The sequence below is a fragment of the Actinosynnema sp. NPDC002837 genome, assembly GCF_040295345.1.
In the GTDB taxonomy this organism is placed as follows: domain Bacteria; phylum Actinomycetota; class Actinomycetes; order Mycobacteriales; family Pseudonocardiaceae; genus Actinosynnema.
Map to the genome: position 1 here is coordinate 1 of NZ_JBEOVG010000068.1, position 11189 is coordinate 11189.

Below are 11189 nucleotides of genomic sequence, written 5' to 3' on the forward strand. Positions count from 1 at the left end.
GACAACGCGACGTTGTCGGCACCGGTCGTCCCGTAGTGGATGAAGTCCTGGAACAGCGCGGTCATCCGTGCGCGCCACGCCCGGAGGTCGAGCTCGCGCAGGTCGACGCCGTCGACCAGGACGCGCCCGGAGTCGGGGTGGTGGAGCCCGGCCAACAGCTTCGTCAGCGTCGTCTTGCCCGCGCCGTTGACGCCGACGATGGCCAGCGTCTCGCCCGGCCGGATCTCGAGCGAGAGGTTGTCGAGCACCGGCCGGCCGGTGCCTCGGTAGGTGAAGGTGACGTTCTCGAAGCGCACGTGCGGGGGACGGCCGGTCGACACCAGCGGTCGGGAGCCACGGGTCGACGGAGCGTGCCGGGAGGCCATCCGGTCGAGGGCGCGCACGGCCGCCACACCGTAGTCGATGTCGAAGGCCTCCTGGCCGAGGTTGGTCAGAGCCATCACCACCCAGGCCGCGACGATGCAGCGCGCCACCGTCGCCGGGCTCTGCCCGGAAGCGCCGAGCACGACCAACGTCACGGCGGCGCTGCCGGCCGTGAGCGAGAACGTGAGGCCCTGGCGCTTCAGCACGGATGAACGGGCTTCCCACATCGGGCTGCGCGCGGCGACGTTCGCGCTTCGAAACCGCGTGAGCAGCCAGTCCGCCAGCCCGAACAGCCGAACCTCCTTGGCCGGTCCGGCCTCGGTGAGCAGCCCGGCGAAGTACTGCGCCTTGCGGTGCTCGCTCATTCGGGAGTCGTCCATGGCCGCGAGCCACATCCACTGCCGGCGGGTGAGCATCCGGATGAACAGCGAGACCGCGAACAGGGCGACCGCGAGCCACGGGAAGTGCACGGCGAGGACCGCGGCCGACACCAGACCGGTGACGACCCGGAACACGAGCGTCAACTGGCCGACCGCCGCGTTGCCGGGAGACCGGGTTCGCCAGCCGACGCCGAGATCGCACGCACGCTCGACGTCGTCACGGAACTCCGCGTCGGCGAGATGCCCGATCTCCTCGGGCGCCAGCGCGATCCGGCGCACCAGCAGGCGCACCGCTCCGTCCACCCGCCGTGCCGCGAGCGCGGACGGCAGCACCAGCGCGACCTGGGCCACGCGGTCGACCAGGATGATCCCCACGACCGCCAGCAGCGGCCCGAGCACCTGCGCGAACCGATCGCTCTGCGTGACCGCGCCGATCAGCCAACCCGTCGAGACAGCACCCAACGCGGCCGTCGCCACACCGACCGCCTGCGCACCGACGAGCGTTGCCACTGTCCCGACACCGGCGTGCCGCAACAAGCGCAGCAGCTTGACCCGCTCGGTGGCCATCTCGCGCAACGCGGACGGGCGGAACGCGCCGAGGGTGAACCGCGGGTCGGCCAGGCTGTCCGTCGGCATCAGGCCTGCGACCCGGCGGACGGCACGAGGACAGCCCTGGCGAGGAAGCTGTTCATGCGCTCCAGGAGCAGCGAGATGCCCTCCGTGCGCAGGAGGTTGGTCTCGACCCGCAGGATCGGTTCCCGGGAAGCGCCCTGGATCGCCCCGACCCCGAGGTTGAGGGTGGGCCCAGCCGCATAACCCGGCGCGGTCTCCTTCATCACGGGCTTTGCCGCATCTACCGCTGCCCTGGGACCCATCTGGTGGACCGCTCCCTTCAGCCCGTCCATGGGGACGATCGAGCGCACGTCGTTGAAGTGGATGAACGGGGTGTTCTCCGACGCCAGATCCAGTCGCGGGAGGAACAGCGCACCGGGGGACTGGGCGTGGCGATAGGCCTCCAGCGAGTTCCGGAACACCTCGCGCACCGCGGACCGGGGGTCGGTGCTGCCAGGTGACCACACGAGGACGGTCAGGTTCTTCAGCCGGGTGATCGAGCCTTGGCGTGCCGGGTCGGACCTGTTGGACGAATGCAGGTAGCAGCCGATTGTGTCCAGTCGGAGGGTCTGCGCGGCAGCGCGCAGGAAAGCGGTGAGGATGACACCGGAGGAGCTGGCTCCGAACATCCGTGCGATGTCATCGGCGGCACGCAGGACTGGTTCGGCGGACACGATGACGGAGCGGACGGTTCCGCCGTCGAGAACGGGAGGCCGGGGCAGCGCCTGAACCATGGCCATCTTCTCCCGCCAGTAGTTCAACGCCTGGTGCTCGGCGCGCCGCCCTTCCACGCCGGCCTCCCACTCGACCTGGTCGAGTTGCTGGAAGACCGGTTCCGGTCGCGCGGACGCACCGCTCTTCACCGCCTGGAGCTCCGAAGTGAATGACGACACCACGTTCTCGCAGGCACCCGCGTCCGCGACGATCCGCGAGACGTCGAAGGCCGCATGCGTCACCTCTCCGGCTGCGGCGACGAAACCCGCGCGGAACGTGTGCCCGTTCTCGATGTCGAGCACCTCGGCGCCGACCCGGTTCCGCAGGAGCTCGTCCGTGGGCGTGTGACCGGTGCGCACGTGGTACTGGGTGACCTCCACGAACCCGCTGCCGACGACCTCTTGGCGGACGAGGCGGCCGTCGACGATGTGGAATCTCGTGCGAAGGGATTCATGTCGGCTCACCAGGCGGCCTATGGCCGCGATGAAGTCGTCGACGGTGGTACCAGCCGGGACCTCCACGCTCAGGCAGATGTCGTAACTCGCGCTGGTGCGCTCGGCCAGTCCGTTGATCGAGTTCCACTGGATCTGTTGCGCCCAGCCGATGTCCCCGGAACGCCGCGAGCAGTGTGCGAAGTGAACCGGGCGAGGCTGGGCCAGGAGCGCGACCGAGGGCTCATCCATCGGCGACCCGCTCGACTGGCCGTCGGTTGTGCACGGTAACCCTCCACCTCGCCGTCTCGTCAATGCGGCAGCTGTCCAGTGTCGAATTAATTTTCAGATTATCGCCGGGAGCGTGAGCGGTCCATTGGATAACAGCGCCCTTGTCGACCAGCTGAATGCGAACCCTGGGTCCGAAACTTTCGACCCGATTCACGACGGTATCACCGAGGCTCAGCGGCCGTCAACCCAAGCTGTGCGGCCAGATGCGTGCGCGCCGGACTCTTCACCGTCGAACCGCCTTGACATGCCAGCGCGGAGATCCCTAGCCTCGATCTCGAAACATCGAGAGTAGACATCGCAACTTTCGATACCGGGGGCAGCTCATGGTGTCTCGTGCGCTGAGATGAACTCGCCGAGGCAGTCTTCCTGACACGGGCGTTTCGCCTGTATCGGACAATGGCGGACGTGGACGTCGAGTCCTCAGTGGATGGGTTCTATGCCGAGATCCGTCCTCCTCGAAGACTCCCCACGTGACTGCCTGTCGAGCCGTGCCTGACATGTCGGGTGAATTGCGTTTCCAGGCCGTGATCTCCGATCCCGCCTTTTTCCGGAAGACAGCAAGGAGGACTCATGGCGATCCGCTCAGGCCTCGGGCTGCCCCGTGAGGTGGTGGCTCGCTGATGTCCTTGCCTTCTCGAACCACCGTGCTCTCCCCGTTCGTCGAGGTGATCCGGGAACACGTGGCCGCCCGGCCGGATGCCCTGGCCGTCGCCCACGTCACCGATCCGGGAACGCCGAACGGCACCACCGCACTGTCCTACCGCGAGCTCGATCTCCGCGCACGGTGCGTGGCCGCCGCGCTCGGCCGGGTCTGCGTGCCGGGGGACCGGGCACTGTTGCTCTTCCCCGACGGTGTCGACTTCGCCGTTGCGTTCCTGGGCTGTCTCTACGCCGGCGTGGTCGCGGTCCCGTCACCGCTGCCGGGCAGCTACAAACACCAGCAGCGGCGCGTGTCGGCGATCGCGGAGGACGCCGAACCACGCGCCGTCCTCACCACCGCGACGGTTCGCGCCGAGGTGGAGGCCTTCGCCGGGATCTCCGGCCAGGACCGTCTCCCGGTGTTGGTGATGCCGCTCGACGAGGAAGAACTCGTCGAGGCGCCGCGGTTCGACGGTCGGGCCGACTCGCTGGCTCTGCTGCAGTACACGTCGGGCTCGACCGGCAGCCCCAAAGGCGTGATGCTGACCGATCGCAACATCGTCGAGAACGCGGCGACCCTGGTGTCGACGTTCGGGATGACCGCGACGACCAAGTTCGGTTCCTGGATTCCCCACTACCACGACATGGGGCTGACGGGGCTCATCACGCCGGCGTGGTACGTGGGCAGCTCGGTGACCGTGATGAGCCCGACGGCGTTCCTCAAGCGGCCGGTGCGGTGGCTGGAGTTGGTGGACGAGCACGACCTCGACTGGTCGGCGGGCCCCGACTTCGCCTACGACCTGTGCACGAGGACGGTGACCGATGAGCAGCTGGCGGGCCTCGACTTGTCCCGCTGGCGGTACGCGTCCAACGGGTCCGAGCCGGTGCGGGCGAACACCCTCGCCGCCTTCGCCGAGCGCTTCGCACCGGCCGGGCTGCGCCCCGAGGCGCTGAACCCCTGTTACGGGCTCGCGGAGGCCACCGTGTTCGTCTCGGGAACCGGCCGCCGCACCCCGGTGGTCCGCCGGGTCGACGACGCGGCCCTGGCCGGGGGAACGCTGGCCGAGGCCGGCGGCGGCGAGCGCCCGTCGGCCACTCGTGAGCTGGTCAGCTGCGGGTCGGTGCGCGACCTGGACGCCCTGGTCGTCGATCCCGAATCCGGTGAGGTGCGCCCGGAGGGACGGGTCGGCGAGCTGTGGTTGCGCGGCCCGGGCATCGGAACCGGCTACTGGCGAAACGCCGAGGAGACCGAACGGGTCTTCAACGGCACGACCGCGGACGGTCGTTCCGGTTACCTGCGGACGGGTGACCTCGCGGTGCTCGACGGCGGTGAGCTCTTCGTCACCGGTCGTATCAAGGAACTGCTCATCACACGTGGACGGAACCTCTACCCGCAGGACATCGAGCACCTCGTCCGCGAGGAGATCCCCGATCTGCGCGGCCTGTTCGGCGCGGCCTTCGGGGTGCCGGGTGTCGACGGCGCCGAACTGGTCGCGCTGGTCCACGAGATCCGGCCCGGCGTGAAGGCGGACCGCCTTGAGGTCATCGCATCGGAGATCAGGCAGACCGTGGCGCGCGAGATCGGCGTGACCATCAGCGGGCTGCAACTGGTCCGCCGGGGGACGGTGCAGCGGACCACGAGTGGGAAGGTCCAGCGCCTGGCCGTGCGCAAGGCGTTCCTGGCCGGGGAGACGGCCCCGCTGTGGTCATCGGTCGAGCCGTCGATCCCGTTCGGTGAGCCGGAGACGGCCGCATGAAGGAGGCGATCGGCGGCACGCCGGCGAGGATCGAGGAGGCCTTGACCGCGGCGGAGGTCCCCGGCGGCCCGCTGTGGCAGGAGGACCTGCTCTCCCTCGACGACCGGCAGGCGTTCCCGGAGGACGCGGCCAAGTTCCTCGACGAGGTGGGAGCCGCCGGCTTCTACCTCGATCGCGGGCCCGGCGGACTGCTCGACCTGACCTGGTTCATCAGGCTCCTCGCCCGCCGGGACATCACGATCGCCGTCGGGCACGCCAAGACGTTCCTGGGAGCGGTGAGCGTATGGCTGGCCGGCAACGCCGACCAGCGCGAGCGGCTGGCCGCGGACATCCTCGACGGCGCCGTCGTCTCATGGGGACTCACCGAGCGCGGGCACGGCGGCGACCTGCTGGCCGGCGGTGTCCGCGCTGAACCGACCGCGGACGGCTGGCGCCTGACCGGCGAGAAGTGGCTGATCAACAACGCCACGCGCGGGCACCTGGTCTGCGTGCTGGCCAGGACCCGGCCGGAAGGTGGCGCGCGCGGGTTCAGCCTGTTCCTGTTCGACAAGCGCAAAGCCGATCCGCGCACGTGGAGTGCGCTGCCCAAGGTGGCGACACACGGCATCCGCGGAGCGGACATCAGCGGGATCGCGTTCGCGGCGGCGCAGCTCGGTCCCGAGGCGCTGATCGGCGCGCCGGGCACGGGCATCGAGACGACGCTGAAGGCCCTGCAGCTGACCCGGACCGTCTGCTGCGGGCTGTCGCTCGGCGCCGTGGAGCACGCGATCGCACTCGGCGCGGACTACGTGAGCCGCAGAACTCTCTACGGCAAGCGGCTGGCGGACCTCCCGAACATCCGGCACGAACTGGGACGGGCGGTGGCGACACTGCACGTCGCCGAGGCGGTCGTCTTCGCCGCCGCGCGGCTCGCGGCGACCGCGCCCGGCGAGATGGCCGTTGTCTCGGCAGTCGTGAAGGCGCTCGTCCCCGAGCTCTGCCAGGAAGCGATCTCCGCGGTCGGCGAGGTCCTCGGACTGCGCGGCTTCCTGTCCGCGGACGAGCCGTACCGGGCGTTCCAGAAACTGGACCGGGATCATCGCATCGTCGCGATCTTCGACGGCGGCACCGCGGTGTGCCGGAACCAGCTCATCGAGCACTTCCCCCTGCTCGCCAGAACGGCTCCCGGCGCGAGCGGGAACGGGAGTCCCCTCGCGGAGGAGACCCAGCCGCTGGGCGCGGCACGCCTGAGCGTGCTGTCCCGTCGTTGCTCCCTCGTGGATGGGCTCGACGCCGACTGCGACGTCATCGCGCGCCAAGCCGCGGCCGGCGAACTACCGGAACGGATTGCGGCGGCCGCCTCCGCCGCCCGGGAGTCGCTGCGCATCACCAGGGCTCGCATGGCGGAGCAGTCCTGGGAGCCACACCGGATCCCCCAGGAAGCCTTCGACGTCGCGCGTGACTTCGAGCTCTGCTTCGCCGCAGCGGCCGCGTGCCACCTGTGGACGCGGGGCCAACCGCGTCCGGGCGACGGCGACGCCCTGTGGGCCGCGGGACTGTGGCTCGGCGGCGCCCTCGCGGTGATAGAAGAGAAGCTGCCCCACAGATCTGGGACGGCGGACACGCACGGCGACGCGTTCGAGGCGCTGGCAGACCACCTGCTCGCGGCGGCGGGCGGGCCGGTGCCGGCACTGTTCGGAACCGGGGTGACACCGCTGTGAACCCGACTCCCGGTCCGCGGCGGCTCGCCCGCCTCGAGCACGAGTTCGGCGACCCGTTCGAGCCCGGCAACCCCCTCGGCTTCGACCGGATCCTCGACGCGGACGAGGCCGAGACCATGTTCGGGCCCGGTGAACAGGCGCTCACGGAGTTCGGTCTGAACGCGGAGTTCGTGCCGGCACGGCTCGGCGGCCGACTGGACCGCCTCGACGACCTGGTCGAGATCATGCGCTCGGTCTACCGCCGCGACCCCTGCCTCGGGCTCGGGTACGGCGCGAGCTCGCTCATCGCCGGCGTGAACATCTGGACCGCGGGAAGCCCTCGACAACAGCGGTCCGCCGCCGACCTGCTCCTCTCCGGTGGTCGGATCGCCGTCGCATACCACGAGCTGTCCCACGGCAACGACATGGCGGAGACCGAGTGTCGAGCCAGTCTCGAGCCCGGCCGGATCACGCTGAACGGCCGCAAGGAAGTGGTCACGAACATCCAGCGCAGTGAGGCGTTCGTGCTCTTCGCTCGCACCGCCGCGCGGCAGGGCGCCCGGAGCCACTCCCAGCTGCTGATCGACAAGGCGTCGCTCGACGGCGGCGATTTCGGTTACCTCCCGCGGTTCCGAACCATGGGAATGCGCGGCGTCCAACTCGGCGGGATCGAGTTCCGGGACTGCCCGGTGCCGGACTCGGCGCTGATGGGGCGACCGGGGTCCGGGTTGGAAACCGCACTGCGCTCGTTCCAGATCACCAGGACGACGTTGGTGTCGATGTTCTGCGGCGTCCTGGACACCGGGCTGGAGGTCGCACTTCGTCACTCGACCAGAAGGCGGCTGTACGGCGGTCCGGTGGTCGACATGCCGCACGTGCGATCGGTGATCGCTGGCGCGTACGCCGATCTTCTCGCGGCCGACTGCCTCGCGTCCGTGGCCACCCGCGCACTGCACGTGCTCCCCGGCGAGACCGCGATCTACGCCCAGGCGGTGAAGTTCTTCGTGTCGAAGATCCTCATCGACGCGATGAACGACCTGTCGGAGGTTCTCGGCGCCCACTTCTACGTGCGCGACGGGGAGGCCGCCATCTTCCAGAAGCTCCTCCGCGACGTCCAGCCCGCCGGTTTCGGGCACGCCGCCCGCGCCGCGTGCCAGGTGTCGCTGCTCTCCCAGCTCCCGTTGCTGGCCCGGCGTGGCTGGGCGGAACCCGGCGTCGTCCCGGACGAGGTGTTCGTCGCCGGCCGAACCCTGCCGGCACTGGACTTCCACGCCCTCGCGATCAGCGCTGCCGGCCGGGAAGGGCTCTCGGGGGCCCTGACCACGGGCCTCGCGGCATCCCGGCCGGGCCTGCTCCGCCCGGACGTCGCCGAGGCCGCGGAGTTCTTCGCGGCTGAGCACCGGGTCCTGACCGAACGCTGCCGGGACCTCGACGTCACCTCGCTGGGAGTCGCCGCGGATCCGCGGAGCTACGACTTGGTGACCCGGTACGTCCGGGTCCTGGTGGCGAGCGCCTGCTTCGAGACCTGGCGGCGGACAACCGCCGCCGTGGACACCACGACCTTCACGGCGGATCAGCGGTGGCTCGCGGCCGTCTTGCACAGGTTGAGGAACGCGGCGTGGAACCGACCGAGGAGCCTGCCCGCAGAACTGGCGGAGTTCCTCGTGGAGGAGGCCGCCCACCGCACGACCGCACGGCGCGGCCTGGGCTTCACGGCCCAGGCACGCCCGTGACGCGCCCGATTCCGTTCCAGAGAGGGGAAACACCATGGTGTCCGCCGACTTCGACGAGGCCGAGTTCCGCGTCTGGCTCGTCGAACGCCTTGCCACGCACCTGAAGCGGGAGCCCGCCGAGATCGATGTGGACACCCCGCTCGCCGACTACGGCGTCGACTCGCTGTACGCACTGGCCATCGTCGCCGATATCGAGGACCACCTCGGTATCCCCGTCGAGGCGACGATGATGTGGGACCACCCGTCCGTTGCCGCGCTGTCGTCGGCGCTCGCCACCCAGATCGCGACCACCTGATGGCGGTGTCCGACGTAGGCAGCCCTTCCCCGCTGGCGATGCGCCGCGACCCCCACCGACCCCTGCACCCGTCACCGGAGCTGCTGGCGGTCGACGCGGCGGGCGGCATCGTGGAGATCTCGATGCCGATGGTCACCCCTGGACGGGGACGGACCTGGCTGATCACCCGGCCCGCGGACATCCACGAGGTCCTCGGGGATCCCGCGTTGTTCAGCAACGTCCTGCGCCTGCCGGCCGGTGGACCGGGCGGGGACGCCTCGCCAACGGGTCCGGGATCACTCCTCGGGCTGGATCCCCCGCAGCACACCAGGCTACGTGGCCTGCTGTCCGCGGAGTTCAGCTCCCGGCGCGTCGCGGGCCTTCAGGCAGTGGTGGCCGCCGCGACCCGGGACGCGCTGGCCGGGCTCCGCGGCCAGGAGCGGGCCGATCTCGTCACGTCGTTCGCCCAGCCGGTCCCCGCCGTGGTCATCGCCGAGCTGCTCGGCGTGCCCCCCACGGATCGGGACGAGTTCTGCCGACGTAGCGCGATCGCCATCGACACCCGCCTGCCCGCCCTGGCCAGGGCGGAGAACCGGGCGGAGATGCAGGCCTACATGAGCGACCTCGTGGCGCGGCTGCGGCGTGAGCCGGGTGACCGTGACGGGCTGCTCGGTGCGCTGATCGCTCGCCACGGTTCGAGCGTGGGCGACGCCGAACTCGTCGCCACCGGCAACCTGCTGCTGCTCGCCGGCCACGAGACGACGGCCAGTCTCATCGCGCAGAGCCTGCTGCTGCTCCTGGAGTTCCCAGAGCACCGCGAGACGGTGCTGCGCGACGAGGAGTCGCTGGTCCGGGGAGTGGAGGAACTGCTGCGGTACCTGACCGTGTTCCACTTCTCGCTGCCCAGGACCGCGCGGCGGGCGACCGTCGTCGCCGGGACCACGATCGAGGCAGGGGACCGCATCCTGTGCTCCTTCGCGGCCGCCAACCGGGACGCGCGCCGGTACCCGGACCCCGACGAGTTCCAACCGGGGCGTGCGGAAGCGCGGCACCTGGCCTTCGGCCACGGCATCCACTTCTGCCTCGGCGCCCCACTGGCCCGCCTGGAGATGCGCACCGTGCTCCCGGCGTTCTTCGAGTCCTTCCCGGCCGCCCGGCTCGCCCCGGACACCGCCGTGCGCTACCGCGACGGCTCTCTGACCTTCGGCCTGGACGCACTCCCGGCCACGCTGCGATGACGGTGGGGGAGAGGCGAGCATGAAGCTCGGCGTGAACATCGGTTACTGGGGCGCGGGCTACGCCGCGAACGGTCTGGCACTGGCGTGCGAGGCGGACCGCCTCGGCTACGACGTGTGCTGGGTCGCGGAGGCGTACGGCTCGGACGCGGCGACCGTCCTCTCGTGGATCGCGTCGCGCACCCAGCGGATCGCGGTGGGATCCTCGGTCTTCCAGATCCCCGCTCGGACCCCGGCGATGACGGCGATGACGGCCGCCACCCTCGACAACCTGTCCGGCGGGCGGTTCCGGCTGGGCCTGGGCGTTTCCGGACCCCAGGTGTCCGAAGGGTGGCATGGCGTCAGGTTCGCCGACCCGCTCGGCCGCACCCGGGAGTACGTGGAGATCGTGCGCACGGCGCTGCGACGGGACCTCCTCACGTACTCCGGTGAGCACTGGACGCTGCCGATGCCGGACGGTCCGGGAAAACCCCTGACGCTCAGCATTCGACCCACCCAGGACGAGATCCCGGTCTACCTGGCCGCGATCGGCCCCAAGAGCCTGCGCCTGACCGGCGAGATCGCGGACGGCTGGCTGGCCTCGTTCTTCGCGCCCGAGTTCGCGCCCGAGCTGCTCGGCGACCTTCGTGCCCGTGCCCCCGCGGATCGCGCACCCGACGTGGTGTCGATGACCCCCATCGTGGTCGGCGACGACGTCCGCGCCTGCGCCGACGCCGTGCGCTGGTACACGGCCGTGTACCTGGGAGGTATGGGAAGCAGGGAAGACAACTACTACAACCAGCTCGCACGCCGGATGGGGTACGCCGAGCAGGCCGCCGAAGTGCAGGAGCGCTACCTCACCGGAGATCTCGCCGGCGCCGCGGCGGCCGTGCCGTTCGACTTCATCGACGCCACCTCGCTACTGGGACCGGTCTCCCGCATCGCGTCACGAATGCGCGCGTTCGCCGCCGCGGGTGTCACGACCCTCACGGTGTCCCCGTTCGGCGGAAGCGCTGCCGAACGGCTGGCGATGCTCGGTTCCGCCGTGCACGCGCGGGACCTGGCCGGACTCCGAGACCCCGACTGAGAAAAGAGAGTGTGC

General features: G+C 70.4%; 8 protein-coding genes. 6 read left to right on the plus strand and 2 right to left on the minus strand.

Annotation, left to right across the window (positions count from 1 at the left end):
• Both ABTZ99_RS32860 and ABTZ99_RS32865 read right to left on the minus strand, forming a co-directional pair.
• Nucleotides 1-1379: ATP-binding cassette domain-containing protein (locus tag ABTZ99_RS32860; protein WP_499616800.1), on the minus strand; the 1379-nt coding region annotated here is incomplete at its 3' end.
• Nucleotides 1379-2752 (minus strand): condensation domain-containing protein, encoded by a 1374-nt coding sequence (locus tag ABTZ99_RS32865; protein ID WP_499616803.1) that lies wholly within the window; start codon nt 2750-2752, stop codon nt 1379-1381. The genes ABTZ99_RS32865 and ABTZ99_RS32860, both read right to left, overlap by 1 nt.
• 659 nt (nt 2753-3411) lie before the next feature.
• Between ABTZ99_RS32865 and ABTZ99_RS32870 the strand changes: the two genes are divergently transcribed.
• The 6 genes from ABTZ99_RS32870 to ABTZ99_RS32895 are packed head-to-tail and all read left to right on the plus strand — an operon-like array spanning nt 3412 to nt 11174.
• Nucleotides 3412-5187, plus strand: a complete 1776-nt coding sequence (locus ABTZ99_RS32870) for a fatty acyl-AMP ligase (RefSeq protein WP_498783733.1) — start codon at nt 3412-3414, stop codon at nt 5185-5187.
• On the plus strand, nt 5184-6887 hold the full coding sequence (locus tag ABTZ99_RS32875) for an acyl-CoA dehydrogenase family protein (RefSeq protein ID WP_499616806.1): 1704 nt from the start codon (nt 5184-5186) through the stop codon (nt 6885-6887). Before ABTZ99_RS32870 ends, ABTZ99_RS32875 begins: the two co-directional genes overlap by 4 nt.
• A complete protein-coding gene (locus ABTZ99_RS32880; RefSeq protein WP_499616809.1) occupies nt 6884-8599 on the plus strand; it encodes an acyl-CoA dehydrogenase family protein in 1716 nt (571 codons plus the stop codon). Before ABTZ99_RS32875 ends, ABTZ99_RS32880 begins: the two co-directional genes overlap by 4 nt.
• Nucleotides 8600-8633: 34 nt before the next feature.
• Nucleotides 8634-8894: an acyl carrier protein gene (locus tag ABTZ99_RS32885; protein ID WP_498783727.1), complete on the plus strand. Its 261-nt coding sequence runs from the start codon at nt 8634-8636 to the stop codon at nt 8892-8894.
• Between the two features lie 5 nt (nt 8895-8899).
• The gene (locus ABTZ99_RS32890) at nt 8900-10111 is read left to right on the plus strand and encodes a cytochrome P450 (RefSeq protein WP_499616812.1); all 1212 of its coding nucleotides are present in this window, start codon (nt 8900-8902) and stop codon (nt 10109-10111) included.
• 19 nt (nt 10112-10130) lie between these two features.
• Nucleotides 10131-11174, plus strand: a complete 1044-nt coding sequence (locus ABTZ99_RS32895; RefSeq protein WP_499616815.1) for an LLM class F420-dependent oxidoreductase — start codon at nt 10131-10133, stop codon at nt 11172-11174.
• Nucleotides 11175-11189 lie beyond the last annotated feature (15 nt).

Excerpts from the sequence above, each read along its gene's own strand:
- ABTZ99_RS32865 (WP_499616803.1), bottom strand. The coding sequence starts at position 2,752 with ATGGATGAGCCCTCGGTCGCGCTCCTGGCCCAGCCTCGCCCGGTTCAC.
- ABTZ99_RS32870 (WP_498783733.1), top strand. The coding sequence starts at position 3,412 with ATGTCCTTGCCTTCTCGAACCACCGTGCTCTCCCCGTTCGTCGAGGTG.
- ABTZ99_RS32875 (WP_499616806.1), top strand. The coding sequence starts at position 5,184 with ATGAAGGAGGCGATCGGCGGCACGCCGGCGAGGATCGAGGAGGCCTTG.
- ABTZ99_RS32885 (WP_498783727.1), top strand. The coding sequence starts at position 8,634 with ATGGTGTCCGCCGACTTCGACGAGGCCGAGTTCCGCGTCTGGCTCGTC.
- ABTZ99_RS32895 (WP_499616815.1), top strand. The coding sequence starts at position 10,131 with ATGAAGCTCGGCGTGAACATCGGTTACTGGGGCGCGGGCTACGCCGCG.